Raw genomic sequence first — 26,500 nt, 5'->3', positions numbered from 1 at the left:
CTGCGATAAAGCGTCTCTCAGGCCGCGAGGATCCAATGGTTGAGAAACTCATAATGTCGCCACGCAATGTCATCGACCTGGCGCGCTATCAGCAGGGCCGCACCGGTGACAAGGCGCAGGCGTTCTCGACGCGGCTTTGCCGGCACTGTGGCGCGGCGCTATCGGACGGCGAGAACGAGGACGAGTGTTCGAGCACGTTCAATATTGCTGCAGCCAGTCTGCGCAGCGCGCAGCGCGCATTTCGCGCGGAGTGACCGGCGGGCTTTGCGAGGTGATGTAGGGTGGGCAAAGCCACCGGGTCGCGCGAATGCGCGCCCGATGACAAGCTCCGCGTGCCCACCATCAGGCAACGTCGTCGGTAATAGATGGTGGCACGTCGCTGACGCTCCTTTGCCTACCCTCGATACCTACAACATCGTCACGCCCTAGACGTGCTGGCCGCCGTTGATGTGAATCTCGGCGCCGTTCACGTAGGAGCTGGTTTCCGTACACAGCACATAGATGATTTTCGCGACCTCGTCCGGCGTGCCGAGCCGGTGCATCGGGATCTGCTGTTCGACGATCTTCTCGGTGCCCGGCGAGAGGATCGAAGTGTCGATCTCGCCCGGCGCGATCGAATTGACGCGCACGCCGACGCGGCCGAAATCGGAAGCCATCTCGCGCGTCAGCGCGGCGAGCGCCGCCTTTGAGGTCGCGTAGGCCGCGCCCGCGAACGGATGCACGCGCGAACCGGCGATCGAGGTGACGTTCACCACCGCGCCCCGCGCGTGCTTCAATTCCTCGATCAGGCCGCGCGCGATCATGACCGGCGCGAAGAAGTTGACGTGAAAGACGTGAGTCCAGGTTTCAATGTCGGTGTCCATGGTGCCGAGCCGCCCGCCGTCCGGCGCCTTCGGCGAGATCGCAGCGTTGTTGACGAGGGCGTGCAGCTCGTCGTTCTCCAGCCGCCGGCGGATTTCGGAAATCGCCCGCACGGTGTCGTCGTGGCTGCCGAGGTCGACCTCGATGTGATCTTCAGGGCCAGCGCCCCACGGGCAGATTTCCGGAAACGCATGCCGCGAGCAGGTGATGACGCGCCAGCCGGCCGAGGAGAAACGGATCGCGGTGGCGTGGCCGATGCCACGGCTGGCACCGGTCAGAAGCAGCGTGCGCCGTGGCGCATTGGATGGAGCGGGCATGCAGGTCTTTCAACTTTGAACGTCGTCGCGTGCGTATGGCGTCAAGGATAGAGCCGCACCTTGCTCCATCCTTGTCCCGGCGCATCGCGGCGGAATTCGATGCGGTCGTGCAGGCGGAACGGGCGGTCGTGCCAGAATTCGATACGCGCCGGGGTGATGCGCCAGCCGCTCCACCCGGGCGGCCGCGGCACTTCGCCGACGACATGCTTGGCGGCGACGAGCGCGATCGCCTGCTCGAAGGCGAAGCGGCTTTCCAGCGGCTGCGACTGCTTGCTGGCCCAGGCGCCGATCTGCGCCTGCTTCGGCCGCGTGGCGAAATAGGCATCGGCTTCCTCTGATGTCACCGGGGTCACGCTGCCGCGAATGCGGACCTGACGGCGCAGCGATTTCCAGTGAAATAGTAAAGCGGCCTTAGGATTTGCGGCGAGTTCGCGGCCCTTCTGGCTGGCGATGTGGCTGTAGAACACGAAACCGTCGGCATCATAGCCCTTTAGCAGCACCATCCGGACATCCGGCAGCCCGTCGGGATCGACGGTCGCGAGCGCCATCGCGTTGGGATCGTTCGGCTCGGACTTCACGGCTTCCGCAAACCATTCGGCGAACAGCGCGAACGGTTCCCCGGCCGCGGTAAAATCACCCGATGTTAACGGTGTCGGGTGTTTGATGGAGGTCGTGTCCGTCATGGCAGGAGTCCCAGTTGCGTACCCTCGCGTCCCAGAGCGCGTTGCAGCCCACTTACGGGCAAGCCCTATATAGGGCATGGGGACGCGTTGGCCTATCGGCGATCGGGTCTATGCGTGCGGCGATGACGCTGATTTTGATCGGCCTCGGCTGTGGCGGCTGCAGTCTGTCGCGCCCCGATGCCTATGCCAAGCTCAATGCTGCCGACGTCACGGGCACGCTTGGCAAGCAGGTGACACCCCCGCCGGCGCCGACCGAGAGCGATCTCGCCTTTGCCCGCACCGCCGCCTCCGACGTGCTCACCAAGGGCGACAAGGATACCAGCCAGCCGTGGGAAAATCCGCAGACCGGCGCGCGCGGTTCGGTAACGCCGCTGTCGCAGGCCTATTCCGCCGAAGACGGCCGCACCTGCCGGGATTTTCTGGCGAGCTATGTCAATGGCCGTTCGGAAAGCTGGCTGCAGGGCGCAGCCTGCAAGGCCGGCCAGGGGCGATGGGAAATTCACACCATCAAGCCCTGGACCAGGGGATAAGTCGCTCTTTCGGCCGTTGCAAAAATGCAACTGGCTCCCCAGATGAAGCCAAAGCGGGCGAATTGCCCTAAGCTCTACACCTGAATTTCCGTGAAGGAGACGTGACGGATGCGCGACCCCTATGAGGTCTTGGGGGTGCCGCGGGGCGCCAGCGCTGCGGCGATCAAGAGTGCCTATCGCAAGCTCGCCAAGAAACATCACCCCGATAGCAACAAGAACGATCCGAAGGCGGCTGCCCGCTTTTCCGAGATCAACGCGGCCAACGAGATCATCGGCGACGAGGACAAGCGCAAGCAGTTCGACCGCGGCGAGATTGACGCCGAGGGCAAGCCGCGCTTCCAGGGCTTTCCCGGCGGCGGCGCAGGCGGCCGCGCCGGCGGACCGGGCGGCTTCGAGTCCTATACTTTTCGCTCCGGCGGCGGCGCGGGCGGCGCGGGATTCGAAGATATCCTCAACAGCATGTTCGGTGGTGCTGCGCGGGGCGCGCGCCCCGGCGGTGGCCGTGCCTTCGAATTCGACACCGGCGGGATTGGCCTCGACCTCGACCTGAACGTCGCCATGACGGTGTCGCTGGAAGAAGCGGTCAAGGGCGGCGAGAAGCGCGTGCGCCTGCCTACCGGCAAGGAGCTCAACGTCAAAATCCCGGCCGGCGTGACCGCCGGTCAGCAGATCCGGCTGAAGGGGCAGGGCGAGACCGCGCCGGGCCATCCGCCCGGTGACCTCCTGATCACCGTCAGCATCGCGCCGCATCCCCATTTCAAGGTCGATGGCAGCGATCTGCGGCTCGATCTGCCCGTCACGCTGTATGAAGCCGTGCTGGGCGGCAAGGTCCGGGTGCCCACCCTCGGCAGCGCCGTCGAGCTGTCGATCCCGAAAAACACCTCCAGCGGCCGCACCTTCCGCCTCAAGGGCAAGGGCCTGCCCAAGCCTGGCGGCACCGGCGACCTGTTCGTGACCACCCGAATTATTTTACCTGACGGGAACGATGCCGAGCTTGAGGCATTGATGCAAAAGTGGCGCGACAGCCACCCCTACAATCCGCGCAGCGATCTCGGCTGAGTAGCCCTGATTCGCGGCGTCGGTGTTGTGTGGAATTGACAGCGGGGTCCGAGCCGGAGCTTCCCGAAAAAGCACGCTTCTCCCTGAAAACTAAGGGGTTTTCGGGAAAAGGGGCGGCCTCGAAAGGGGGACCAGCGCGGTACCAAACCCCGATCGAGGCCGCTTGCGCCGATCGGCGGATCGAGCGCTACTCATTTTCGCGTGATCACCCGGTGCATTAATGAGACCGGCTGGTGGTTTCATTCCAGATTTTCGATGTCAGAATTGGGACAAAGCGCCTGCCCGTAGCGTTTTCGAGCGAAGGGCCGCCGGTTCGCGTTAAGAAAACGCGTCAAAACAGAATTTGGAGCACCGGTTCCAATTCAATCGGAACCGATGGCGACCTAGCCGCCCTTCTTCTCCATCTGATCGTAGACCGCCTGGGCGACCTGGGTCAGCCGTCCCCGGTCGGTGCCGGTCGAGACCACCGCATAGACCACCCCGTCATCGGCCCAGAACAGGGTGCTTTCCTTGCCTTCCGCCGCGAAGCGCATCTGCGTTGCTTCGGCTTCCGACTTGGCCGTGTAGATCGTGAACCGTTCGCCCGAGGCGCTCTCGTACATCATGAAGGAGGCGGGGCCGGCGGAGCTCGGCAATAGCCGGCCGCCGACCAGCTTCAAACCGGCGCCCGTCAGTTCGGGGGCGCGGACGACCCAGCCGCAGCGCTTGGTCAGCCATTGCTGCAGATGGCTGCGCTCGCTGCCCGGCACTTCCACGGGATGACGGACTTCCACCACGTAGAGCCGGTGCGCCTCGATGGCATGCACCGTGAAGGCTTGCAGAACCGAAGGCACCGCCGCCGTTGCGCCACGCGCCACCCAGCCCATGCCGCCGCCGACGACGAAGGCCGCCAGCGTGGCCGCGACGGCCCCAACCACCCACCGACGCGGCTGTTGCACCAGGCGCTCGATTTCCAGCCGCTTCGGCACCGCCTCATCGACGATCGAATCGTACCTGGCGTGCAGCGCTTCCGCCATCGCGCGCCACGACTGCACCCGCCCGGCATCGTCGGGATGCGTAGCGAGCCATGCCTCGACATCGCCGCGGCGTTCGGCCGGCAACTCGTTGTCGACGTAGGCATGCAGCTCGTCTTCGGTGACGGGGATATTGCGATCGGTCATTGTCGTCGTCTCTGCCTATTCCAGCTCTGTCTGTCTGTCCGTAACGCGTTTCACACGCCGTCTCTTTCGCGCCTTCATTTCACCCGCCGCAGCGCCGTACGCTCGCCCTCGAGCGAAGCTTTGACATGCGCGCGTGCGCGGGCAAGCCGGGACATTACGGTGCCGATCGGCACGCCCTGGATGTCGGCGACCTCGCGGTAGCTCAAGCCTTCCAACATCACCAAGAGCAGCACCGAGCGCTGCTCCTCCACCAGCGTCGCGAGCGCGCGGGCGATGTCGCGGCCTTCGGCTTCGGTGCCGCTGGCGTCGGGGTTATTGTCCGACAGCGGCATGAATTGCGGCCGCCGCGCCAGCGACCGCCGCCGGTTCTTGTTCAGATTGGTCAGGATCGTATAGAGCCAGCTCCTGACGTCGCCGCCGAGAAACAGCCGCTCCGAACGCAGCGCGCGCACCAATGTGTCCTGCACCAGATCGTCGGCGATGTCGGCATCGCGCGCGAGCGCGCGTGCATAGCGGCGGAGCGCCGGAATCATGGCTTCGACACTTTGACGAAACGCGCTCATCGGTACCACGTCGCAAGGGTTGTCGGGCGCGAACGCCTTATCCGGAATAACACCACGTCACCGCGTCTATTCCGGCCATTGAGGCCTAGCTGAAACGGCGTTAATCGAAAAGCCGATTCAGGCTCGACCGCGCTGGAGTGCTGGTGTACCTCCAACTCCGCTGGGAAAGCGCGATGGAAAAGCGGATGTCGCAGAAATCAGGTCTGCTCTCCAATTCGGTTGCGAAGGAATAGCTGACAGTCCGATGCCTATGCCCGTGATCTACTACATTCGCCATGGCGAGACGTCGTGGAATGCGGAAGGCAGGCTGCAGGGCACGCGGGACATCGCGCTGAATGATCTCGGCCGGCGGCAGGCGGTCCATGCCGGCTCTGTCCTCGCCGGTCTCTTCAAGCGCGAAGGCCGCGACATTTCGGCGCTGCCATTCGTCGCAAGTCCGCTGTTGCGAGCGCGGACGACGATGGAATTGGTGCGCGGGGCGCTCGAACTTCCGTTGCAAGATTATACGCTCGACGACCGGTTGCGCGAGATCGGCTATGGCGTCTGGGAAGGTTCGACTTTGGCCGAGATGCAGGCGGCCGATCCGGTGCTGTACGCCAAACGGCTGACCGCGAAATGGACGATGGCGCCGGAAGGCGGCGAGACCTACGCCGAGGTGCAGGCGCGGATGCGCGACTGGTACGATTCCGTCGGCGCGGACACTGTCGCGGTGGCCCATGGCGGCACCGCGCGGGCGCTGATGGTGGCGCTCGGCATCGAAACGCCGCAGAGCGCCGCCGACCTCCTGATCGAGCAGGGCGCGGTCTACGTGTTCCGCGACGGCGGGCTTAAGAAGTATAGTTAAGGAAGTCGTTTACCACCGTCATTCCGTTGCGAGCGCAGCTCGAACCCGGAATCTCGAGATTCTCAGGGGTGCAAGAGGCACCCCATAGTTTGCCCTTCGGGCGCCCCGGAATGACAGACGTTTGACCGCCGCGCGCGACCGCGTTACGACACGCCATGTCCCACAACACCTTCGGCCACCTGTTCCGCGTCACGACCTTCGGCGAGAGCCATGGGGTCGCGATCGGCTGCGTGGTCGATGGCTGCCCGCCGCTGATCCCGCTCACCAACGAGGACATCCAGCGCGATCTGGATCGCCGCCGTCCCGGCCAGTCGCGCTTCACCACCCAGCGCCAGGAGCCGGATGCGGTCAAAATCCTGTCCGGCGTGATGGCGCATCCGGAGACCGGCGTGCAGGTGACGACGGGCACGCCGATAGCGCTGTTGATCGAAAACACCGACCAGCGCTCCAAGGACTATTCCGAGATCAAGGACAAGTTTCGCCCCGGTCACGCCGACTTCACCTATGAGGCCAAATACGGCCTGCGCGACTATCGCGGCGGCGGCCGCTCCTCGGCGCGCGAGACCGCGACGCGGGTCGCGGCCGGCGCGATCGCGCGCAAGATCCTCTCCGACGTGAAGGTGCGTGGCGCGCTGGTGCAGATGGGCCCGCACAAGATCGACCGCGACAAATGGGACTGGGACGAGGTCTCGCGCAATCCGTTCTTCTGCCCCGACAAGGACAGCGCGGCGTTCTTCGAGACCTATCTTGACGGCATCCGCAAGAGCGGCTCCTCGATCGGCGCCGTCATCGAGGTGGTGGCCGAGGGTGTGCCGGCCGGATGGGGCGCGCCGATCTACGCCAAGCTCGACGGCGAGCTGGCGGCCGCCATGATGAGCATCAATGCGGTGAAGGGCGTCGAGATCGGCGCGGGATTTGCCGCCGCCGAACTGTCGGGCGAGGAGAACGCCGACGAGATGCGCACCGGCAATGACGGCACGCGCTTCCTCTCCAACAATGCTGGCGGCGTGCTCGGCGGCATCTCGACCGGCCAGCCGGTGGTGCTGCGCTTTGCGGTCAAGCCGACCTCGTCGATCCTATCGCCGCGCAAGACGGTGGATCGCGCCGGCGCCGACACCGACATCATGACCAAGGGCCGTCACGATCCCTGCGTCGGCATCCGCGCAGTGCCGGTGGGGGAAGCCATGATGGCCTGCGTGCTGGCAGACCAATTCCTGCGCCACCGCGGACAGGTCGGCTAGCAGGACCTCAACGTCAAGCGTTTTGCGCGCCTTGACGCGCGCTGAACTTGCGCGGCAAATACCTGCGCCATGAATATCGCAGAGCTGCAGAAGCTGAACGACTGGCTGATCGACGGCGGCAGGTCTGCGACCAGCCCGCCCAAATTCATGGCCGAGTGCTGCGAGCGGATGGTGGCGGCCGGCCTGCCGCTGTGGCGCGTCGGCGTCTTCGTCCGCACACTGCATCCCGAAATCTACGGCCGCAGTTTCATCTGGAAGCCGGGCGCCGAAGTCGAGATGGGCTCGGTCGATTACAAGATCCTGGACTCGCCGGATTTTCACTCCAGCCCGCTATACATCGTGTTCGGGCAGGGACTGGAAGTGCGGGCCAGAGCGAACGATCCGCAGAGCGATCGCTTTCCGATCGTCAGCGAGCTGCGCGCCGAAGGCGTCACGGATTATATCGCGCTGCCGGTGTTTTTTACCGACGGCTCGGTGCATGCCTCGACCTGGACCACCAAGCAGCCTGGTGGTTTCACCGACGAGCAGATGGCGGCCCTGCATGGGTTGATCACGCCGTTGTCGCGGGTGATCGAGATCATCAACTGGCGCCGCATGGCAGCGGGCCTGCTAGACACCTATGTCGGCAACAGCGCCGGCGAGCGGATCATGGGTGGACAGATCCGGCGCGGCCACACCGAGACGATGAATGCCGCGATCTGGCTATCCGATTTGCGCGGCTTCACCGCACTGTCGGACCGCTTGCCGGCCGAAACTGTCGTCGACATTCTGAACCAGTATTTCGATTGCCAGGTCACCGCGATCAAGAAGCATGGCGGCGACGTGCTGAAATACATGGGCGACGGCCTGCTCGCGGTGTTTCCGATCGACGAATATGTCGGCGACGAACGGCAGGTCTGCTCGCACGTGCTGGAAGCCGCCCACGAGTCCCGCGCCAGCATTGCCGACCTGCAATACCCCGTCGGCGACGCGGTCGAGCGCTTTCGCTTCGGCCTGGCACTCCATGTCGGCCGAATTCTCTACGGCAATATCGGCGGCGGCAACCGGCTCGACTTCACCTGCATCGGGCCTGCCGTGAACCTGGCGGCCCGCCTCGAAAAGATCGCCAGCCAGACGCGTCGCACGATCGTGGCATCGGAAGGCTTCGCCGGCATCTGCCGGGGAGGGTGGAGCGATCTCGGCGAGTTTCCCGTCGCGGGCTTTTCGAAAGCCGCGCGAGTCTACGGCCTGCCCGAAGAGACGTCGGCGGCTTGAAGCTCGCAGTCGTACCGCCCCGCACGCAAAAGATGCAAAGAGGAATCAATGCGCCGGCCGTCAACCCGCCGTTAACCATCTTTATTCATGTGTTGCTAATCATTTCTCGCGCTGGAGGATGCTCCCGTGTCGATCTCGGTTGGATCAAACGCAGCCTCCTATCTCAGCTATGCCGGCAATGCTTACGGGGCAGGCGGCACAGCGTCGAAGGCCAATCCTGCGCCTGCCAACAGCACTGACACGTCTTCGTCGTCATCGTCGACCTCGGTCACCCTGTCTGACGAGGCCAAGGCCTATCTGGCGCGGACGGCGGCGGAAAGCGAGCAGCCTTCGATCGCAACTCTCACTACGCGGGCGCGCGCATGGTTCGACCAGCAATATGTTGCGCTGGGAACGTCTTCGGCGATGCTCGATGGGCAGGTCGCCATCGACTTTTCCGGCCAGACCCGCGCGACCTTGTCGGTGATCTCAGACAATGCGAACGGCCAATTCTCAAAGGACGAGGTGACGGCGGCGACCAGGACATTGCAGTCGCGGTTCAACGACGCCATGTCTCCTTATGTCGTGATCGCCCGGCACACGGGAGACTATGCAAGCCTCTACGCCGCGGCGTCGGATTATCTCGATCAGGCCGGCAGCGACGAAACGGCAACTCCGGCCTGGCAGGATCAGAAGCAGGCGGTGCAGGAGGGCCTGGCGGCGGCGAGGGCAAGTTTTGGCAAGGCCCCTGTCACCGGCAATGATGCCGATCCGGTGAGAGCACTGCTCGACAAGGCGCGAACGCAAACCTCACCCGCGACGGACTCAAATCCGGATACGCTGGTGGCCGCCGCGCGGGCGATGCTCGACGCGCAGGCGGGTAACGCCAGGGACAACGGCAAGGACCTGGTATTCGATTGCGGCAGGCAGACCGGGCAGCAGGTGGATTTCACCGACTTCGACAATCGAGCCCTTGCGATCATGGCGTTGAACCGTGATGCGTCATTCTCGGCGCAGGAAGCCGGTGCTGCCAAAGCAGAGCTCAACCAGCGCACGCGAAGCAGCCTGGTGAACGCATTCGGCGGCGACGGCATAAAGGCCAGCAGCCTGGCGCTGCTCCAGCAATATTCGAAAATGAGCGCTGAGGAGCGCAGCGTTCTCGGCTTCACCGAAGATTACGCCAACAGGATCGTTGCGAGCTACCGTTCGGCGGCATCGATCCAGAGCAGCCTTGGTTCGGGGTCCGGTGGCGGGCTGGCGGCGTATCTGTAAGGCATGGGCCGAACAACGGATGGCCGCATGTGTCTGTTCAACCTCCACAGCAGCGGAAAGCAGGTCTTCCCAAGATCGCAAAAGCGCCAGAAGGCCACGTGCAAAGCGTCGATACGTTCGGCCCCAGATCGCGGGCCTTCCAGATTACAGCAGTCCCAAGGCGGCCGTCTCCGCATCGTACGGGAAGATCCACTCAGCCGCCGACATCCAGTCGCGCATCCTGTCAGCTTGTCCTGACGGGTCGTCGCTCCAGGATCGGTAGAACTGGCCGGCCAAACGCGAGGCGTCTTGCACTCGGCTAGCCCGCTCCAGTCTCAGTTTTTGGTAAGCCTGCAATCTTTCCGGAATCTCGTCGCGCCCTGCGTGCTCAAGCAAAATGGCAAGCGCGAAGCCATCCTCGATGGCCTGTCCAGCCCCTTGCCCGAAATGAGGGACCATTGGGTGGGCCGCGTCTCCAAGCAGAGTTACCGGCCCTTTCGACCAATATGGAAACGGCGGCCGATCATAGATTCCCCAGCAAAACGTCTGGTCGAGCGCTGCGATCAAATTGCAAACGGGCGCGTCCCAGCCCTTATACTTGCCAGCGAGCGTCCCGACGTCACCCGGCGCAAACCAGGTCTCCTCCATGTCACGCGGAGTAGGGACGAATGCGACAATATTGATCAGCTTTCCCTGCGACACCGGGAAGCAGATAAAGCTGCAGCCGTCCCCCATCCACACGTTTAGCCCGCGCAGCTCTGTAGACCACGGCAGCTTCTCCGATCGTACGAGGCCTCGATAAGCTATGATACCCTCGCTGGTAGGCCGCGCCGTCAGCCCGATCGCCTGCTGGACGATCGAATGGATGCCGTCCGCGCCGATCACCACATCGGCGTCGCAGAAGGTACCATTTGCGAAGGTCAATCGCGCGCCGGTGAACGTTTCATCGACTGCGATACAACGATGCCCGAATCTCACTTTTCGTTCGGTTACGCTCAACAACATGTCGAGCAGTTCGATGCGGAGAATCTGATAGCTCTGCGGCGTCGGCGCACCCGGTCTCGAAACAGGCTCTCCCTGCGATCTCCGTAGCGTCAGGCCCTGGCTCCTCGTGGTGATGTTCTCGATTGCGTCACGCAAGCGAGTGCGCTTGAGCAATCTGGCTGCATTCGGCGGGATCGATATTCCGGCGCCAGCCTCGCGCGGAGCCTCTGCTTCCTCGAAAACCGTCACGTCTATGCCTCGTGCACCGAGCGCGAGCGCAGCGGACAATCCTCCAATCCCCGCTCCGACGATAGCAACGCCCAGTTTGCTGGTCATTGGCTTTGATCCGGCTTTGGCGGTCAATTTCCGATAACATCATCGAGCAGGACCCATTTGATGCCGTCGAAACGCGCCATCCTCGCTTTCCTCCAACCGATCCGGTTTGAAGGGGTGATGTTTATGGACAAACCCGGCAGGAACAGCGGCAGTTGAAGCTCTTGAATGTTTGTGGCCTGCCTGATCAGATTTTCCCGAGACAGGTCGTTGCCGCATTTCTTCAGGACCTCGACTATCATGTGAGCGGTTGCATAGGGGAAAACCGATTCCTCAAGATCCTCGTTCGGCGCCCACTGCTTCATAAAGGCCCGATACTGCTGCATGTCGATATCGGCGTCCCACATGGGTTCTTCAGTCGACTTCAGCCAGAACGCTGTGACTGCGCCGGTCGAGGCCGTAAGTCCCGCTGGGCGCAACACAGACGAGATGCTGCTCACGCCGGACAGCAGCACATGTTGAACCTTCCAGCCAACCTCGTGCGCCTTGCGGATCGCTTGCGCGGCAAAGCGGGGGTTGGAGGCGTGAAACAGCGTATCGGCACCGGAAGCCTTCAGTGTCAGGACTTGCGAATCGACCGTCGGCTCCATGATGTCGTAGGCTGCCTCCGCCACCACCATGGTCGAGCTCGATCCAAGCGCGGCCTTCAAGCCGGCCAAGTTACCCCTTCCCAAATCGTCATTCTGATAGATTACGGCGATCCTGGCGTCTGGCTTGGTCTTCAGCAGATACTCGGCGTAGATCCCAGTCTCGACCGGTTGCGGGATCATGAACGTGGTCGTCCATGGCAGGTTTTCGGGATCGTCGAGCTTCGGCGTGCTGGCGAGCAACAGGATTTGTGGGATATGCTTGCCGTTGAGATATTTCGCCACAGACAGGTTGGTAGGCGTGCCCACCGATCCAACGATCGCAAGCACATCGTCGTCCTCCACGAGCTTCCGCGTCTGCTGCACCGTCTTCGCCGGCGTGAAGGAATCGTCGAGCGAAACGAGGGTCACTTTGCGGCCATTGATGCCGCCGGACGCATTGATCATCCGGAGATAGGCTGCTTCAATACGACCGAAGCGGCTCAACGACGAGATCGGCCCGCTGTAAGGAACCGTCTGCCCAATCTTGATTTCGGTATCGCTGACGCCGGGACCGTGTTTCTTCTCTGCAGCCGTCGCCGGCAAGACCGTAAAAACTGCGAGGCTTACGGCGGCGAGAATCAGGGGCCGGATCATGGTGGCACCTCGTACTTGGCGGCTTCGATCGGGAGAAAATTGCTTACCGGGACTGCAAGATGATGCTGTACAATCGCTCCTGCGTCCCGAAACTTCGCCTAAATTTTCCGAAAGCAGTTCCACGAGGCGCCGTTGTTGAAGTCATCACAGCCCCCGATCGTTGTCGGCGACCGGATTGTGGACCTCGCCCGTGAAACCTTGCGTGACGGACGCGGCGACGTCGTTCCCTTGCGCCCGCGGGCCTGGGCGGTGCTGCGGCTTCTTGCGACACGGGCCGGAGAACTGGTCGACAAGGACGAGATCATGGATGAGGTCTGGTCGGACTGCGAGGTCACCGAGGACTCCCTCGTTCAAGCCATCGGCGACATCAGGCGTGCCTTGGGAGATGCCGGTCGGTCGGCCCTGAAGACAGTACCGCGCCGCGGCTACATGCTGGTCGTCGACGAAAAGCCGAGCGGCGACCTCGTCATTTCCGGCAACACGCCGCGGCCATCCGCTGTCGGCGAAATGACGGCCCCTTCGACGCCGCGACTGTCCATAATGGTCCTGCCATTTGCAAATATCGGCGGCGATCCGGCGCAGGACTATTTCGTCGATGGTGTGACCGAAAGCCTCACGACGGACTTGTCACGCATTGCCGGCTCGTTCGTCATTGCGCGCAATACCGCGTTCACGTTCAAGGGAAAAGCCGTCAATGTCAGGCAGATCGGCCGCGAGTTGAACGTGCGCTATGTGCTGGAAGGATCGATGCAACGCGGCGGCAACCGGTTTCGCCTCAATGCCCAACTGACCGACGCCGAAACCGGGAGCCATGTCTGGGCCGAGCGCTTCGACAAGCCCGCGGGGGACCTGCTGGACATGCAGGATGAGATAGTGTCTCGACTTGCTAATACACTGAATGCAGAACTCATCAACGCCGAAGCGCGGCGCGCGGAACGCTCGCCACGGCCCGACGCCATGGACTTGTACTTTCAGGGCAGGGCTTGCATCAACAAGGGCGTGACGCGGACGTTCATGGCGCAGGCGCGGGACTTCTTCATGCGTGCCCTTGCGCTTGATCCGGGCAATGTCGAGGCGGCGGTCGCTGCCGCTCAGATCGACGTGTCCGTGGGATCAGCCTTCCTGACCGATGACTCATCCGTGCACTTTGAAGCCGCAGAGGCCGCCTTGAACAAGGTGCTGCTTCACGCGCCCAACCATCCAAGAGCCCACATGCTGCTCGGCGCTGTTCAAATGCAGAGTATGCGTGCTTCAAGAGGCATCGCCGAATGCCGACAGGCGCTTCTGCTGGATCCAAATTTAGCCGACGCCCACGGATTCATCGGACTTGGTAAGTTTTTACTCGGACGCGGTGAAGAGGTCGAGGAGCATATCCAGGAAGCACTTCGACTTTCCCCGCGCGATACGCGGGCCTATCTCTGGTACATGTTTGTCGGGCTGGGTAAGTTGAGCATCAGTGCGGACCACGAGGCCGTCGATTGGTTTCGCCGGAGCATTGAATTCAATCGAAATCATGCGCTCTCTCATTTTCACTTCGCAGCCGCGCTGGCTCTGTTAGGAGAGCTAAAGGAAGCTCGCGCCGCTGCCGCAGCCGGCCTTGTCCTCGACCCCAGCTTTACGATCCGTCGCTACCGCACCGATGCCAGAGTCGACAATCCGGTTTATCTTGCCAAACGCATACGTTTCTACGAAGGAATGCGCTTAGCCGAAGTGCCGGAGGGATGATTGGAACGTTGGGTTGTGCGTTGCGCAGCTTCGATGTCTGCTGTGGGGTCAAACTCGACAAAACCCAAAATGAGGATAATGCGTCCGCTCTCGGGCGCATCGCGAGCCGTTAGCTCTCTCGCGTCCTTCCAACTTGCATCGATCGGGCTGTAGCGCGCGCTGATGGAGCCCACGTCCGAGCCAATCCAGCCGCAGCCATGATGCCATTGTGCCGGTGATTTGCCCGACGCGTCAAATGGTTTGCGGAACATCGGCGGGCTGCGCCGGCCCTTGACGGCTACGGTGCATGGGGTTGTTTTCGATATTTTGTTTGGAGCGTTCAACCAGGCATCGGGCCGAGCGCCGAGCACTGGAACATCACTCCTCCGGCTCGGTCGTAAACAGCAGCGGATAACCCTTGGCGCGGCCGGCGTCGGTGGCGCGGGTCGCCTTGGTCTCGGCGACGTCCTTGGTGAACACGGCAACGACGCAGACGCCGCGGCGATGCGCGGTGATCATCACCTTGTGCGCCTCGTCCTCGGTCATGCGGAATTCGGCCTTCAGCACCGTGACGACGAATTCGCGCGGCGTGTAGTCGTCATTGAGCAAGATCACCTTGTGCAGGCGCGGCCGCTCGGTCTTGGTTTTGACCTTGGTCTTTGGCGTGACGACGGTATCGGCCATATCAGGTAGAGCCTCGCAGCGAACGAACCGAGGGGGCGGCGATTACCGTCAGCTCCTGCGGCACTCCGCCAGACGCTCCGTCATGCCCTGATCGCCCCGGCTGACGGCCGTCTCGATCAGTTTACAGGCTCCGGGGCGGTCCTGAAACTGGGCGTTTGCCGACAGTTTCAGCGCGATCCATGCCGCCGTCTTGTTCGGCCGCGTCGCATCCGTTGCGACCGGCACGCGGATCGTTCAACAGGGAAAGCCAAACACCAGGTCGGCAAATTGGTGGAGCGGAACCTGATGAACAAGTCTGGTTGCGGAATCAGGCATGATCCTAACCCGAATGTGAAGGACAAATGATTTCAGCGCTTTGCGTCGGACGTTTTGCGTGTCACCATCACTGACATTCGACGGGAGGGCCGCAAATGCGCTGGTATGTCTCGATCGGGGTCGTGCTTGTAGCCGGCGTGCTTGCCGGCGATGTGGCGGGTTTTGCCGCACCGAACCGGGCGGGCCATCAGCCCGGCGGTGATGGAAGCCAACTGGCCGCCGAAAAGGATGCCAACCCAACCGTCGACGTCGAACTCGTCCTGGCCGTCGACGTCTCCTATTCGATGGACATGGACGAGCTGGCGCTGCAGCGGGAAGGCTACGCCCAGGCGATCGTCTCCAAGGAATTTTTGCAGGCGCTGAAGAGCGGCCCGAACGGCCGGATTGCGGTCACCTATTTCGAATGGGCCGCCTCCACCGACCAGAAGATCATCATACCGTGGCGCGTGATCGACGGGCCCGAGACGGCGGATGCCGTCGCCAATGAAATCATCAAGACCCCGATCCGCCGGGCCTCGCGCACCTCGATCTCGGGCGCGATCAATTTCGCCATGCCGCTGTTCGACGAGAGTCCGCACCGCGGCCTGCGCCGTGTGATCGATATTTCCGGCGACGGCCCCAACAACAACGGCATGCCGGTAACGCTGGCGCGCGACGCCGCGGTCGAAAAAGGCATCGTCATCAACGGCCTGCCGATCATGGTGAAAGAGCCGTCTTACTCCACCATGGATATCGATAATCTCGATTACTACTACGAGGATTGCGTGATCGGCGGCCCCGGCGCGTTCGTGGTGACGATCAAGGACCGCGATAAGTTCAAGGAAGCGATCCGCACCAAGCTGCTGCTGGAAGTCGCCGGCCGAACCCCCGAGCGCCTCGTCGTCCCTGCCGCCGGCAAGGAGCCGCGGGTCAACTGCATGATCGGCGAGAAGATCTGGCAGGACAGGTGGGGGAGGTAGACCGCGCGCTTATCTCTTGAATCTTGCTACCAATTCCACATGCGGCGTGTGGCGGAACTGGTCGACCGGTGTCACGCCATCAATCCTGTATCCGCCTTCAATCAAAATCTTCGCATCGCGAGCGAAAGTCGTGACGTTGCAGGATACCGCCACAATCGTCGGGACCTTGCTCGCCGCCAGCTGCGTCGCCTGCGCCTGCGCGCCCTGCCGCGGGGGATCGAAGACCACCGTATCATAGTCACGCAGTTCCGACGGCATCAGCGGGCGGCGGAACAGGTCGCGCGTTTCGGCCTTGACCGGCTTCAGTCCGGAGGTGGAAGTCGCAGCCTTCTGCAATGCCAGCACCGCGCCGGCGTCGCTGTCGAAGGCGGCGACCTTTGCTCTTGCCGCAAGCCGCAGGGCAAACGGCCCGACCCCGCAAAACAGGTCGGCGATGTTCTTGCTGCGCTTGCAATGGTCCGCTACCTGCGCCGCCAGCGCTTCCTCGCCGGCAACAGTCGCCTGCAGGAACGAGCCGGGCGGCAGCGCGACGTTGGCACTGCCCATGGACACCGTTGGCGGCGTTCGCATCAGGACCAACTCGCCGTGGCGCGTCAGCCGCGCCAGCTTGTGCTGTTCGGCGATCCGCGACAGCCGCGTGACCATCGCGGTCGATAATGGCCCGGAGCCGCGCACGTCGACGTCGAGCCCGCTATTGGTCGCCGTGATCTGGATGTCGAGCGGCTTGCCCATCGCGATCAGCGGCTCGGCGACGGCCCAGGCCGCCTCGATCGCGCCGCCGAGCTGCGGGTCGAGGATCGGGCAGCGGTCGATCGGAATGATGTCGTGCGAGCCCGCTGCGGCATAGCCGACCTTGAGCACGTCATGCGTTCCCATCCGCCCATGCAGGGTGATGCGGCGGCGGCCGGCGCCATGGGCATCGACCAGCGGGGCGACCTCGCACGCGATGCCGGCCTGCGCCAGCGTCGTCACCACGAGCTCGCGCTTCCAGGCGCGGTAGGGCTCGGCGTCCCAGTGCTGGATCGTGCAGCCGCCGCACACGCCGAAATGCGGACAGAACGGCGCGATCCGCTGTTCGCTCGCGACCTCGACCTTGAGCAGCCGCCGCCGGTCGGGATGATGGCCGGGCACCGGGCCAGCCTCGATCGTTTCGCCACCGAGCGCATACGGCACATAGATGTTGCCGCCGCGGGCGAGCGCGACGCCGTCGCCATGATGGCCGACATGGTCGATGACGAGGCGCTCGGTGTCAGCCACGGCGTGCGCCCATGAAGAATTCGATATTGCCGTCGCCACCGGTGATGGACGAGGGAAACACCTCGATACCGGTGCAGCCGAGGGAAGCGGCGAATGTCGAGATGTCGTCGCAGATTTCCTGATGCACCATCGCGTTGCGAATAATGCCGTGCTTGGAATGTTTCCGCTCCGCCTCGAATTGCGGCTTGATCAGCGCGAGCAGGTGCATCGGGGCTGCCGCGAGCGAGAGCGCGACCGGGAGTACCGCCTTCAATGAAATGAAGCTGACGTCGATGACGACGACGTCGGGGCGCGCCGGCAGCCGTGTGTTCTCCAGCTTGCGAATGTCTGTCTCTTCCATCGAGATGATACGGGAATGATCGCGCAGCGAGGGATGCAGCTGGCCGCGGCCGACATCGATGGCGAAGACGAGGCTGGCGCCATTCGTCAGCAGCACCTCGGTAAAGCCGCCGGTGGAGGCGCCGACGTCGAGGCAGACATGACCCTCGATGTCGATCGGATATTGCTCCAGCGCCCCGGCCAGCTTGACGCCGCCGCGTGAGACATAAGGGTGCGCCGGCTGCGCCGACAGGTTCGCATTGGCCGCGATCATCTCGGAGGCCTTCAACACCAGCCTGCCGTCGGCCGTCACCCCGCCGGCATCGATCGCCGCACGGGCGCGGGCGCGGCTTTCGAACAGGCCGCGCTCGACCAAGAGCACGTCCACGCGCTTGCGTGCGGAAGTCTCGCTGTCGTTCCTGTCAGCCAATGTCAGTCCGATTGCCGATGGCGCGATCCGCCGCGAGTGCAACGCAGGCTTCGAACGAGGCGAGATCGTGCCAGATATTTTGCGGCCGCTGCCGCGGCGTCACCAGTCTAGCACCGCGGAGGTCGAGCGTGTGGATCATCATCAGATTATCCGGCAGGCCGAAATCCTCGACCGTCAGTCCTTCATCGTCGATCAGATGGCCACCGAGGGCTGTCTTCATGGCGAACGACCGCGCAACCCGCTCGGTATAGAGGGCGGGATCGTTGCTGTAGGCGAAACAGAGCTTGCCGCGGCCGGCCATGTAGCCGAGTTCATAGACGGTACCGGCGTCGGCACTGGGGCCACGAAACGGCGTCAGATTGGCGATGATCGCATCCGCGGCATCCATCATCGCCTCATTGCCCTTGAAGATGGCGAGTGAGGCGTCGGCGGCCGTGAGGTCGATCGCGTTGTCGAGCGGATAGAGCCCGGTGAGGCCATGCCGGGCGCAGATCGCGGCCTTGCGGCGGCCGATCTCAATGGCGTCCGGCAGGAACACGTCGGGACCTGCCAGATAGATCTTCATGGGATTACCGGCGAAAGTGCCAAGCTTTCAACACCGTCAAACCTTCGGTCCTGACCGGGTCAGGACTGAAGGGAAGAATGCCTTAGGCGAGCTTGACCGATTCGGTCTTGTAGTCCTTGCCGAGCGCGTCGAACACCTTGGCGACGATGCCCTTGGCGTCGAGGCCGGCACGGGCGTACATCGCCGCGGGCGTGTCGTGGTCGAGGAACTCGTCGGGCAGGATCATCGAACGCATCCGCAGGCCGCCGTCGAGCATGCCGTGATCGGACAGCGTCTGCATGACATGCGAGCCGAAGCCGCCGATCGCGCCTTCCTCGATGGTAAGCAGGACCTCGTGGTCACGCGCCAGCTTGAGCAGCAGATCGACGTCGAGCGGCTTCATGAAGCGGGCATCGGCGATGGTGGTGGAAAGGCCATGGGCGGCGAGTTCATCCGCGGCCTTCTCGCATTCGGCCAGACGGGTGCCGAACGAGAACAGGGCGACCTTGTTGCCCTGGCGGATGACACGGCCCTTGCCGATCTCGAGGGGAATGCCGACCTCGGGCATCTCGACGCCGCGGCCTTCGCCGCGGGGATAGCGCACGGCGCTCGGGCGGTCGTTGATCGCAACCTGCGTCGCGACCATGTGGACGAGCTCGGCCTCGTCGGACGCCGCCATGATGACGAAGTTCGGCAGACAGCCGAGATAGGCATTGTCGAACGAACCGGCATGGGTCGCGCCGTCGGCGCCGACCAGGCCGGCGCGGTCGATCGCGAAGCGCACCGGCAGGCTCTGGATCGCAACGTCATGGACCACCTGGTCGTAGCCGCGCTGCAGGAAGGTCGAGTAGATCGCGCAGAACGGCTTGTAGCCTTCGGTCGCGAGGCCCGCGGCGAACGTCACCGCATGCTGCTCGGCGATGCCGACGTCGAAGGTGCGGTTGGGGAACGATTTGTTGAAGATGTCGACCCCGGTGCCGGACGGCATTGCCGCGGTGATGGCGACGATCTTGTCGTCCTTTTCGGCTTCCTTGACGAGGCTCTGGCCGAACACGTTCTGGTAGGCCGGCGCATTAGGCTTGGCTTTGGCCTGGGCACCGGTGGCGACGTCGAACTTGACGACCGCATGGTACTTGTCGGCGGACGCTTCCGCCGGGCCGTAACCCTTGCCCTTCTGCGTCACGACGTGGACCAGGATCGGGCCGGTTTCCATGTCGCGGACGTTCTTCAGCACGGGCAGCAGATGGTCGAGGTTATGGCCGTCGATCGGGCCGACATAGTAGAAGCCGAGTTCCTCGAACAGCGTACCGCCGTCCATCATGAAGCCGCGGGAGTATTCCTCGACGCGGTTGGCGCGATTGGCGAGGATCTTCGGCAGGCGCTTGTTGATTTGCTTGGCCGCCTCGCGCAGCGTGCGGTAGGTCTTGCCGGAGTAGAGCCGGGACAGATAGGCGCTCATCGCGCCGACCGGCGGCGCAATCGACATGTCGTTGTCGTTGAGGATCACGATCAGGCGCGAATTCATCGCACCTGCATTGTTCATGGCCTCATAGGCCATGCCTGCCGACATCGAGCCATCACCGATCACGGCGATGATGTTGTTCTTGCCGCCGGAGAGGTCACGGGCAACGGCCATGCCGAGGCCGGCCGAAATCGAGGTCGAGGAGTGCGCGGCGCCGAACGGATCGTAGTCGCTCTCGCTGCGCTTGGTGAAGCCGGAGAGGCCGCCGCCGGTGCGCAGCGTGCGGATGCGGTCGCGGCGGCCGGTCAGGATCTTGTGCGGGTAGGCCTGGTGACCGACGTCCCAGATCAGGCGGTCGCGCGGCGTGTCGAAGATGTAGTGGATCGCGGTGGTCAATTCGACGACGCCAAGGCCGGCGCCGAAGTGGCCGCCGGTCACCGACACGGCGTCGATAGTTTCCTGGCGGAGTTCATCGGCGACCTGCCGCACCTGCTCGATTTTGAGCTTGCGAAGGTCGTCGGGAGTGCGAATGGTGTCCAGAAGCGGCGTTTTACTATATGTGGTCACAGCATATTCCAATTTTGCATGTCGGGGCCAATGGCCCGACGCGAGATGGGATGCGCGTTACCCGCGCCGTGAGAATCCGGACCCGTCCGCCAGTCAGGCAGGCAGGTACCTGATTTGAAAGCTTAGATGCACTCCAGTTAGAACCCTGTGATATGCATCACGTTAGTAGCTTCTAACCCTTCCCGGTTCATTTCTTCAGCTATTTGAAGTGCTTGCCGCCGCACGAATCCGGCCGCAAGCTGCTCTCCCCAGCCCATTGAAGTCCCAGCTTTACACTAAAGCCGCGGCCAAAGCCAACCCGGAGCCGTGATTCGGTTCCGAGGCAGGAGCCCAAAAAAGCCAAGTTTTTCAACCGCTGCGGCGCGCAGATGGTTCCAATTTACTCAAATCGTCGGCACTCGGGGCGGTCACGGTGACGGCTTCGATTCGTTTCCAGGCCCGGTCGCGTGCGACAGAATCGCCGGTCGCGACCTCAAGGGCGGCGTCCGGGACGGCCATGCGCTCAGCGAGCGGGACCGGGCCACAGACGATCATGAAGAAGTCGTAGGCGTTGGGCAGTTCGTTGGCCATCACGAACTGGAAATGCACGCGGAAGAACTGCCAGCGAAACTTGTCGTAGTGCTCGGCGCGGATGATGTCGCGGAAGCGGACCGGCACGATCTTGGGATTTCGCCTTGCAGCGCCGACATCGATGCCGTGGCTCGCAATCGGATCAAACTGGTAGAAGTTCATCACGTCCTTGCGGGCCTGGCAGTCGATCCAGTCGATCGACGGCTCGACCGCAAGCTGCCGCAGATGGTCGCGGAACTGCTTCGACACGGCGTGATAGCCGACGATCGGGAAATTGCCGCCGATGGTGAGCAGCACGATCCTGGGGCCGTGACGGCCGAGCGCCGGATCGAGCTTCAGCGCGCGCGCCAGCATTTCCGTCGACAGGAACGATCCGGAGCTGTGCCCGACGATGACGATCTCGTCGGCATCGCTGCTTTTGGCTGTCTTGACGAGATGCTGCGCAAAGCGGTCGATGCGCTGGTCCCATTCCGGGCGCTGGCGGTGCGAGAATTCCCAGGTCCAGATGGTGTCGCACAGGAGATAGAGCACGTAAGTGGCATTCTCGGTGTATTTCAGCACGACGCCGAGCAGGGCGACAAACAGCGCGGTCGCGATGGCGATGCTGAAAATATTGGGAATGCCGAGCGCGTTCAGCCCCTTCTCGAACACAAAGGCGATGGCACCGGCGCAGGCGGCTTCCAGCAGCAGCATCAGATGGGGGTAGGTGATGAAGGTCGCGAACCGCCAGTTCGCCTTGCCGAAGCGGGCGATAGTGCCGGCGAAAACAAGGCGCCAGTAGATCCACACCGCATTGAATACCGTGCGCCAGATCGGCGACGCCAGATCCTGCTGGATGAAATCCTCGAACCGGAGGAAATCGTAGGAGGTTCGGCTCTGCCAGTCCTCGGCCTTGGTATCGATAGTCCAGGACGCGATCTCGTCGTCAGAAGCGACCTTGGGCCGGCTGATGGTGGCCTCGAGCTGATAAAGCCGGCCGAACTTGCGCAGTTCGGTTCGGAACATGCGGTAATATTGCGCCAGCCCGCGCGGATCGTAGCCTTGAATATAGATGATATGGCGGTGCTGGACGCGCACGTACTGTCCCCGGATGATGGGTGACTATAACAGCCCGGACAGGGGCCAAGAACTAAATAGGAGGCTAAATCGGCCGGCCTTTTGACGTTTTGGCGGCAGACGATGCCGATTCGCCCCACCTTGCGCCGGCTTATGCCGGCCGCGCGCCGCGCCGGGCGAGCTTTCGCCGGAAAATTACTGCACGTCGAGCGGCTCGGTCCCCGTGGCCTGGCCATTCGTATCCGTCGTAATCTTGTCGACACGGGCCTCGGCCTGCCGGAGCAGTTCTTCGCAGCGCCGCTTCAGCGCCTCGCCGCGTTCATAGATCGCGACCGATTCCTCGAGCGGTACCTTGCCGTCCTCGAGCCGTTTCACGATGGATTCAAGCTCCTCCATCGCGCGTTCGAAGGAGAGCTTTTTGACGTCCGCCTGGGTATTTTCGGCCATATCGGGTTCCCGGATGTGCCCCCGGTCGAGAGCAAAAGTTTGCGTCAGGGCGAGGATTTAGGCGCCCATCAACGCGGTGACATGGGCTGCAACCGATTCTTTCAGCCCCTGCAGGTCGTAGCCGCCCTCCAACACGGAGACAACCCGTCCGCCCGAGCTGGTCTCGGCCACATCCATCACCTTGCGCGTGACCCAGCCGAAATCCTCCGCCTTCAGGTTGAGCGAGGCGAGCGGGTCGCGGTAGTGCGCGTCGAAGCCGGCGGAGATGATGACAAGCTCGGGGGCGAATTTCTGCAATTGCGGCAGGATCAGGTTTTCAAACGCCGCGCGGAACTTGGCGCTGCCGTCCTCGGAGGCCAGCGGCGCATTGACGATGGTGTCGTGCTCGCCGCGCTCGCCGCTGGCGCCGGTACCCGGAAACAGCGGCATCTGGTGTGTTGAGCAATACATCACGGTCGGATCGTGCCAGAAGATGTCCTGCGTGCCATTGCCGTGATGGACGTCGAAATCGACGATCGCGGCACGGCCGATGCCGTATTTGCGCTGCGCGTGGCGTGCGGCAATCGCGACATTGTCGAAGAAGCAGAAGCCCATCGGCTTCGACACCTCCGCATGGTGACCGGGCGGCCGCACCGCGACGAAGGCATTTTTGTGGCTGCCGGACATCACGGCGTCAGTTGCCGCTACGGCGCCGCCGACGCCGCGCATCACCGCTTCCCAGGTGCCCGGCGACATCGAGGTGTCGCCGTCGATATAGATCATGCCGCTCTGCGGTGCGATGTGACGGAGTTCGCCGACATAATGCTCGCCATGGCACAGCGTGACGGAATCGAGGCTGCCTTCCGGCGCTTCGCCGCGCACCAGCGGCTTGAAGCGTTCCTCCCCAAGTACCTCGGCCACGGCGCGCAGCCGGTCGGGACGCTCGGGGTGCCCCGGCGGCGTGACATGGTCGAGACAGGCGGTGTGGCTCAGAAGCAGCGTCATGCGAAATCCTGGCGTAAAGGTGCGCCGGCAAGAGGCGATTAATCTAGGCGGTTAGGGGCAGTTCGGAAAGGCCCGGCAAAGTCGTTCACGAGGACGAGCCTGTTTTAGTCGTTTCCGTGTCCCGGCTGCGGTGCAGCGTCTCCCGGCGATGCGAAGCATCGTCCGGTGACGATGCACCGCAGAGCCGGGACCTGGCTGCAGCATCGTGGACCCCGGATCAGCAGCGGACCACGCCGCGAAAAGCGGCGCGCTGCGCAGCATCCGGGGAACGCCGTCCGAGGCTCAGTTGATCCTGACGATGCGATCGGCCGAGGTGGGCCCGACCGGGCTATTGGCCTTGAAATAGGCGTGCAGCGCGTCGGTATCGTAGACGCCGATCAGCGGCGCGGTTCCCTGCGTGAGCACGGTAAAGCCGTCGCCGCCGACGGAAAGGAAATTGTTGACCGTGACGCGATAGTTCGCGGCGGGATCGATTGTCTGCCCGTTCAGCGACATTCGCTCGGCCAATACGCGTTCGCCATCAAGCTTGCTGTTGTCCCACGCGTAGGAAAAGCCTTTGGACACCTGCAATATCCGCGGTCGCTTCGGATCGAGCCATTGCTGCTCCAGCATGTCCTTGATCTGCTTTCCGGTCAGCGTCAGCGTCACCAGCTGATTGCGGAACGGCTGGCTGGCGAAGAGATCGGCGTAGGTCACCGCTCCGCTCTCTTTCCGCATAATGTCGGTGCGCACGCCGCCGGGATTGGTGAAGGCGATGACTGCGCCGCCCTTTTCCGCGGCGCTGGTTGCAGCGAGCTGCGCATCGGCGATGATGTCGCCGAGCGGGCTTTCGCCGGCGGCATTCGGCACGCGCGACAGCGTTGCGCTCACCGATCCCGCCGGGCGGTTGGCGATCGGTGCGGCAAGCCTGTCATAGGCCTCCAGCAGCGCAGTCTGTTCCGGGTCCTTTGCCAGCGTGGCCGTGCGGACGATGTTGTTATTCGCCCTGGCGCTGATGACATCGCGCGTGACGGGATCGAGCTTGAGGTCGATGGCGGTGACCAGCGTGCCGTATTTGTCGCCTGACGTGACGAGCCTTCCATCGATCTCGCAGACATAGGCGCGGTGGGTGTGGCCGGAGACCACGACGTCGACCGCCTTGTCGAATTTCCTGACGATATCGGCGATCGGCCCGGAGATCCCAGGACATTCGTTGTAATCGCCTGTCGGTAATCCGCCTTCGTGGATCAGGACAACGATCGCCTCGACGCCGCGCGCCTTCAATTCGGGCACCAGCGCATTGACCGTCTCGGCCTCGTCGCGGAATTCGAGGCTGGCGATGCCGACCGGTGAAACCAGGCCAGGAGTGCCCTTCAGCGTCAGGCCGATAAAGGCTACCGGGATGCCGTCGAATTCCCTGACGTCATAGGCGGGAAACACCGTCTTGCCGCTCGCCTTCTCGAACGTGCTGGCGGCGAGATAGCGGAATTTCGCGCCGACGAACGGGTGCGGCCCCTGGCACTTGTCGACCGGGTGGCAGCCGCCATTCTGCATGCGTAAGAGCTCGTCCTTGCCCTCGTCGAATTCGTGGTTGCCGACGGAGGAAATGTTCAGGCCCATCATCGACAGCGCCTCGACCGTCGGCTCGTCGTGGAACATCGCCGACAGGAACGGGCTGGCGCCGATCAGGTCGCCGGCCGCGACGAAGATCGTGTTCTTGTGTCCTTGGCGAAGCTCGCGCACTAGCGTCGCCATATGCTCGGCGCCGCCTGCGGGGACCGCGATCTTCCTGGTCTTGTCCTCGGGATCGTCGATCGTGATCCCGCCCGGGAACGGGCGGAGATAGCCGTGGAAATCATTGATCGCGAGCAGGCGCAGGTCCACCGGCGCTGACGACTGCGCACGGGAAGGCACGGCAAGCGCGATCAGGATCGCCAACGAAAGGACAGGACGGAGTATTTTCATGGCACCGGCGGGTAGCCCGCATGAGCGCAGCGATATGCGGGATCGTGGAGGGTAAAGCCCGGATGTCGCTGCGCTCATCCGGGTTACGCAGATCTCCGGTGCGCTACTACCCCTTCTTCCGCTCGAAGAACGCCTTGAACGCCGTCACCGCTTCCTTCGAGCGCAACCGTTCGCCGAACAAATGACCTTCCTGGTCGATCCGGCGGGTCATGTCCTCCGGCGGCAGCCTTAGCAGCTTACGCGTGACCGCGACGGCTTCCGCGGGCAGGTGGCAGATTTCGCGCGCGACTTTGCGCGCCTCGGCCTCGGTATGGCCGGGGGCGACCACGACGTTGACGAAGCCGGCCACGCGCGCCTCCTCGGCGGAAAATTTGCGGCCCATCACCAGCATGGCAAAAGCGCGCTGGTGGCCCATGGTGCGCGGCATCAGCAGGCTGGAGGCGCCCTCCGGCACCAGTCCGAGATTGATGAACGGCGTGGAAAACGTCGCCGTCGTGCTGGCCAGCACATAGTCGCAATGAAACAGCATGGTGGTGCCGATGCCGATCGCGACACCGTCGACGGCCGCGATGATCGGCTTGACGTTGTGCGCCAGCGAATAAAGGAGCTTCACCGCGTTGGAGGCGCCACGTGGCGTGTCGGCATCCGAAGTGCTCTCTTTAAGGAAATCTTCGAGATCGTTGCCGGCAGTGAACACGCCGGAGCCGCCTGTTATGATGATGCAGCGGATATCGGGGTTGTTCTGCGCCTTGTCGATCGCATCGCTCATTCCGCGATACATGTCCTGGGTGAATGCGTTCTTCTTCTCGGGCCGCCGCAGCTTGATCACGCGCGTCGCGTCTTCGTCTGATACAATGAGGTGCCCGGTCATGAACCCGTCCCTGGAACGCCGGCGGCAACGCTGCCGCTGGTCAATCATCGGGCCACATCCTACATGATCCGGCAAGAGGCCAAACCGTCCGCGTTCACAGGGTTAA

The 26,500-nt window shown here is 63.2% G+C and carries 27 protein-coding genes; 9 read left to right on the top strand and 18 right to left on the bottom strand.

Annotation, left to right across the window (positions count from 1 at the left end; translation table 11 throughout):
* Window positions 1–53 precede the first annotated feature (53 nt).
* Window positions 54–254 (top strand): hypothetical protein, encoded by a 201-nt coding sequence (locus tag RX331_RS30465; RefSeq protein WP_317253297.1) that lies wholly within the window; start codon window positions 54–56, stop codon window positions 252–254.
* A gap of 171 nt (window positions 255–425) precedes the next feature.
* Here RX331_RS30465 and RX331_RS30460 read toward each other — a convergent pair whose 3' ends face one another.
* Window positions 426–1,178, bottom strand: coding sequence for an SDR family oxidoreductase (locus tag RX331_RS30460; protein WP_317253296.1), 753 nt, complete (start codon window positions 1,176–1,178; stop codon window positions 426–428).
* 41 nt (window positions 1,179–1,219) lie between these two features.
* Entirely contained in the window at window positions 1,220–1,861 is a 642-nt protein-coding gene (gene pdxH, locus RX331_RS30455) for a pyridoxamine 5'-phosphate oxidase (protein WP_317253295.1), read from the bottom strand.
* Window positions 1,862–1,983: 122 nt separating this feature from the next.
* Here pdxH and RX331_RS30450 point away from each other — a divergent pair, with 122 nt between their 5' ends.
* Together RX331_RS30450 and RX331_RS30445 are read left to right on the top strand one after the other, a co-directional pair.
* Window positions 1,984–2,391, top strand: a complete 408-nt coding sequence (locus tag RX331_RS30450) for an RT0821/Lpp0805 family surface protein (protein ID WP_317253294.1) — start codon at window positions 1,984–1,986, stop codon at window positions 2,389–2,391.
* A 108-nt stretch (window positions 2,392–2,499) separates the two neighbouring features.
* Window positions 2,500–3,450 (top strand): J domain-containing protein, encoded by a 951-nt coding sequence (locus tag RX331_RS30445; protein WP_317253293.1) that lies wholly within the window; start codon window positions 2,500–2,502, stop codon window positions 3,448–3,450.
* A gap of 383 nt (window positions 3,451–3,833) precedes the next feature.
* On the opposite strand, the gene RX331_RS30440 is transcribed toward RX331_RS30445, so the two are convergent.
* Both RX331_RS30440 and RX331_RS30435 read right to left on the bottom strand, forming a co-directional pair.
* The gene (locus tag RX331_RS30440; RefSeq protein ID WP_317253292.1) at window positions 3,834–4,610 is read right to left on the bottom strand and encodes an anti-sigma factor; all 777 of its coding nucleotides are present in this window, start codon (window positions 4,608–4,610) and stop codon (window positions 3,834–3,836) included.
* 74 nt (window positions 4,611–4,684) lie between these two features.
* Entirely contained in the window at window positions 4,685–5,173 is a 489-nt protein-coding gene (locus RX331_RS30435; protein ID WP_283029530.1) for an RNA polymerase sigma factor, read from the bottom strand.
* 244 nt (window positions 5,174–5,417) lie between these two features.
* Between RX331_RS30435 and RX331_RS30430 the strand changes: the two genes are divergently transcribed.
* The 4 genes from RX331_RS30430 to RX331_RS30415 all read left to right on the top strand — a co-directional run bounded on the left by RX331_RS30430 (window position 5,418) and on the right by RX331_RS30415 (window position 9,763).
* Entirely contained in the window at window positions 5,418–6,017 is a 600-nt protein-coding gene (locus RX331_RS30430; RefSeq protein ID WP_317253291.1) for a histidine phosphatase family protein, read from the top strand.
* Window positions 6,018–6,172: 155 nt separating this feature from the next.
* Window positions 6,173–7,258 (top strand): chorismate synthase, encoded by a 1,086-nt coding sequence (gene aroC, locus RX331_RS30425; RefSeq protein WP_317253290.1) that lies wholly within the window; start codon window positions 6,173–6,175, stop codon window positions 7,256–7,258.
* A 69-nt stretch (window positions 7,259–7,327) separates the two neighbouring features.
* The gene (locus RX331_RS30420) at window positions 7,328–8,512 is read left to right on the top strand and encodes an adenylate/guanylate cyclase domain-containing protein (RefSeq protein ID WP_317253289.1); all 1,185 of its coding nucleotides are present in this window, start codon (window positions 7,328–7,330) and stop codon (window positions 8,510–8,512) included.
* Between the two features lie 126 nt (window positions 8,513–8,638).
* Window positions 8,639–9,763 (top strand): hypothetical protein, encoded by a 1,125-nt coding sequence (locus tag RX331_RS30415; RefSeq protein WP_317253288.1) that lies wholly within the window; start codon window positions 8,639–8,641, stop codon window positions 9,761–9,763.
* A 144-nt stretch (window positions 9,764–9,907) separates the two neighbouring features.
* Here the strand turns inward: RX331_RS30415 and RX331_RS30410 are convergent, their stop codons facing one another.
* Both RX331_RS30410 and RX331_RS30405 read right to left on the bottom strand, forming a co-directional pair.
* Complete coding sequence (locus tag RX331_RS30410) at window positions 9,908–11,062, bottom strand: FAD-dependent monooxygenase (protein ID WP_317253287.1); 1,155 nt, start codon at window positions 11,060–11,062, stop codon at window positions 9,908–9,910.
* 23 nt (window positions 11,063–11,085) lie between these two features.
* Window positions 11,086–12,231 (bottom strand): ABC transporter substrate-binding protein, encoded by a 1,146-nt coding sequence (locus RX331_RS30405; protein WP_317253286.1) that lies wholly within the window; start codon window positions 12,229–12,231, stop codon window positions 11,086–11,088.
* 183 nt (window positions 12,232–12,414) lie between these two features.
* On the opposite strand from RX331_RS30405, the gene RX331_RS30400 reads away from it, so the two are divergent.
* Window positions 12,415–14,007, top strand: a complete 1,593-nt coding sequence (locus tag RX331_RS30400; protein ID WP_317253285.1) for a winged helix-turn-helix domain-containing tetratricopeptide repeat protein — start codon at window positions 12,415–12,417, stop codon at window positions 14,005–14,007.
* On the opposite strand, the gene RX331_RS30395 is transcribed toward RX331_RS30400, so the two are convergent.
* The 3 genes from RX331_RS30395 to RX331_RS30385 all read right to left on the bottom strand — a co-directional run bounded on the left by RX331_RS30395 (window position 13,968) and on the right by RX331_RS30385 (window position 14,895).
* Window positions 13,968–14,258 carry a hypothetical protein gene (locus RX331_RS30395; protein WP_317253284.1) on the bottom strand — a complete coding sequence of 97 codons (291 nt, stop codon included), beginning with the start codon at window positions 14,256–14,258 and terminating at the stop codon, window positions 13,968–13,970. The genes RX331_RS30400 and RX331_RS30395 overlap by 40 nt on opposite strands.
* A gap of 106 nt (window positions 14,259–14,364) precedes the next feature.
* Entirely contained in the window at window positions 14,365–14,670 is a 306-nt protein-coding gene (gene clpS, locus RX331_RS30390; RefSeq protein ID WP_317253283.1) for an ATP-dependent Clp protease adapter ClpS, read from the bottom strand.
* A gap of 48 nt (window positions 14,671–14,718) precedes the next feature.
* Complete coding sequence (locus tag RX331_RS30385) at window positions 14,719–14,895, bottom strand: hypothetical protein (protein ID WP_317253282.1); 177 nt, start codon at window positions 14,893–14,895, stop codon at window positions 14,719–14,721.
* Window positions 14,896–15,080: 185 nt separating this feature from the next.
* On the opposite strand from RX331_RS30385, the gene RX331_RS30380 reads away from it, so the two are divergent.
* The gene (locus RX331_RS30380) at window positions 15,081–15,944 is read left to right on the top strand and encodes a DUF1194 domain-containing protein (protein WP_317253281.1); all 864 of its coding nucleotides are present in this window, start codon (window positions 15,081–15,083) and stop codon (window positions 15,942–15,944) included.
* 9 nt (window positions 15,945–15,953) lie between these two features.
* On the opposite strand, the gene RX331_RS30375 is transcribed toward RX331_RS30380, so the two are convergent.
* The 9 genes from RX331_RS30375 to RX331_RS30335 all read right to left on the bottom strand — a co-directional run bounded on the left by RX331_RS30375 (window position 15,954) and on the right by RX331_RS30335 (window position 26,394).
* Window positions 15,954–17,201, bottom strand: a complete 1,248-nt coding sequence (locus RX331_RS30375) for a class I SAM-dependent RNA methyltransferase (RefSeq protein ID WP_317253280.1) — start codon at window positions 17,199–17,201, stop codon at window positions 15,954–15,956.
* On the bottom strand, window positions 17,194–17,949 hold the full coding sequence (locus RX331_RS30370; protein ID WP_317253279.1) for a TlyA family RNA methyltransferase: 756 nt from the start codon (window positions 17,947–17,949) through the stop codon (window positions 17,194–17,196). The genes RX331_RS30375 and RX331_RS30370 overlap by 8 nt, the downstream gene beginning before the upstream one ends.
* Window positions 17,942–18,514, bottom strand: coding sequence for a nucleoside 2-deoxyribosyltransferase (locus RX331_RS30365; protein ID WP_317253278.1), 573 nt, complete (start codon window positions 18,512–18,514; stop codon window positions 17,942–17,944). The genes RX331_RS30370 and RX331_RS30365 overlap by 8 nt, the downstream gene beginning before the upstream one ends.
* Before the next feature lie 82 nt (window positions 18,515–18,596).
* Window positions 18,597–20,522, bottom strand: coding sequence for a 1-deoxy-D-xylulose-5-phosphate synthase (gene dxs, locus RX331_RS30360; RefSeq protein WP_317253277.1), 1,926 nt, complete (start codon window positions 20,520–20,522; stop codon window positions 18,597–18,599).
* 348 nt (window positions 20,523–20,870) lie between these two features.
* On the bottom strand, window positions 20,871–22,169 hold the full coding sequence (locus tag RX331_RS30355) for a hypothetical protein (protein WP_317253276.1): 1,299 nt from the start codon (window positions 22,167–22,169) through the stop codon (window positions 20,871–20,873).
* A gap of 174 nt (window positions 22,170–22,343) precedes the next feature.
* A complete protein-coding gene (locus RX331_RS30350) occupies window positions 22,344–22,595 on the bottom strand; it encodes an exodeoxyribonuclease VII small subunit (RefSeq protein ID WP_317253275.1) in 252 nt (83 codons plus the stop codon).
* 57 nt (window positions 22,596–22,652) lie between these two features.
* A complete protein-coding gene (locus RX331_RS30345) occupies window positions 22,653–23,579 on the bottom strand; it encodes a histone deacetylase family protein (protein WP_317253274.1) in 927 nt (308 codons plus the stop codon).
* Window positions 23,580–23,861: 282 nt separating this feature from the next.
* A complete protein-coding gene (locus RX331_RS30340) occupies window positions 23,862–25,523 on the bottom strand; it encodes a bifunctional metallophosphatase/5'-nucleotidase (protein ID WP_317253273.1) in 1,662 nt (553 codons plus the stop codon).
* A gap of 106 nt (window positions 25,524–25,629) precedes the next feature.
* Window positions 25,630–26,394 carry a crotonase/enoyl-CoA hydratase family protein gene (locus tag RX331_RS30335; RefSeq protein ID WP_317253272.1) on the bottom strand — a complete coding sequence of 255 codons (765 nt, stop codon included), beginning with the start codon at window positions 26,392–26,394 and terminating at the stop codon, window positions 25,630–25,632.
* Window positions 26,395–26,500: the final 106 nt, after the last annotated feature.

It is taken from the genome of Bradyrhizobium sp. BWA-3-5, assembly GCF_032917985.1.
Classification (GTDB): domain Bacteria; phylum Pseudomonadota; class Alphaproteobacteria; order Rhizobiales; family Xanthobacteraceae; genus Bradyrhizobium.
The sequence above is the reverse complement of the archived record's forward strand: the minus strand, read 5'-3'. Positions and strand labels throughout refer to the sequence as shown.

Excerpts from the sequence above, each read along its gene's own strand:
- RX331_RS30380 (WP_317253281.1), top strand. The coding sequence starts at position 15,081 with ATGCGCTGGTATGTCTCGATCGGGGTCGTGCTTGTAGCCGGCGTGCTT.
- RX331_RS30410 (WP_317253287.1), bottom strand. The coding sequence starts at position 11,062 with ATGACCAGCAAACTGGGCGTTGCTATCGTCGGAGCGGGGATTGGAGGA.
- RX331_RS30435 (WP_283029530.1), bottom strand. The coding sequence starts at position 5,173 with ATGAGCGCGTTTCGTCAAAGTGTCGAAGCCATGATTCCGGCGCTCCGC.
- RX331_RS30345 (WP_317253274.1), bottom strand. The coding sequence starts at position 23,579 with ATGACGCTGCTTCTGAGCCACACCGCCTGTCTCGACCATGTCACGCCG.
- clpS (WP_317253283.1), bottom strand. The coding sequence starts at position 14,670 with ATGGCCGATACCGTCGTCACGCCAAAGACCAAGGTCAAAACCAAGACC.
- RX331_RS30460 (WP_317253296.1), bottom strand. The coding sequence starts at position 1,178 with ATGCCCGCTCCATCCAATGCGCCACGGCGCACGCTGCTTCTGACCGGT.
- RX331_RS30465 (WP_317253297.1), top strand. The coding sequence starts at position 54 with ATGTCGCCACGCAATGTCATCGACCTGGCGCGCTATCAGCAGGGCCGC.
- pdxH (WP_317253295.1), bottom strand. The coding sequence starts at position 1,861 with ATGACGGACACGACCTCCATCAAACACCCGACACCGTTAACATCGGGT.
- aroC (WP_317253290.1), top strand. The coding sequence starts at position 6,173 with ATGTCCCACAACACCTTCGGCCACCTGTTCCGCGTCACGACCTTCGGC.
- RX331_RS30430 (WP_317253291.1), top strand. The coding sequence starts at position 5,418 with ATGCCTATGCCCGTGATCTACTACATTCGCCATGGCGAGACGTCGTGG.
- RX331_RS30350 (WP_317253275.1), bottom strand. The coding sequence starts at position 22,595 with ATGGCCGAAAATACCCAGGCGGACGTCAAAAAGCTCTCCTTCGAACGC.
- RX331_RS30445 (WP_317253293.1), top strand. The coding sequence starts at position 2,500 with ATGCGCGACCCCTATGAGGTCTTGGGGGTGCCGCGGGGCGCCAGCGCT.
- RX331_RS30335 (WP_317253272.1), bottom strand. The coding sequence starts at position 26,394 with ATGACCGGGCACCTCATTGTATCAGACGAAGACGCGACGCGCGTGATC.
- RX331_RS30450 (WP_317253294.1), top strand. The coding sequence starts at position 1,984 with ATGACGCTGATTTTGATCGGCCTCGGCTGTGGCGGCTGCAGTCTGTCG.
- RX331_RS30420 (WP_317253289.1), top strand. The coding sequence starts at position 7,328 with ATGAATATCGCAGAGCTGCAGAAGCTGAACGACTGGCTGATCGACGGC.
- RX331_RS30365 (WP_317253278.1), bottom strand. The coding sequence starts at position 18,514 with ATGAAGATCTATCTGGCAGGTCCCGACGTGTTCCTGCCGGACGCCATT.
- RX331_RS30340 (WP_317253273.1), bottom strand. The coding sequence starts at position 25,523 with ATGAAAATACTCCGTCCTGTCCTTTCGTTGGCGATCCTGATCGCGCTT.
- RX331_RS30440 (WP_317253292.1), bottom strand. The coding sequence starts at position 4,610 with ATGACCGATCGCAATATCCCCGTCACCGAAGACGAGCTGCATGCCTAC.
- RX331_RS30395 (WP_317253284.1), bottom strand. The coding sequence starts at position 14,258 with ATGTTCCGCAAACCATTTGACGCGTCGGGCAAATCACCGGCACAATGG.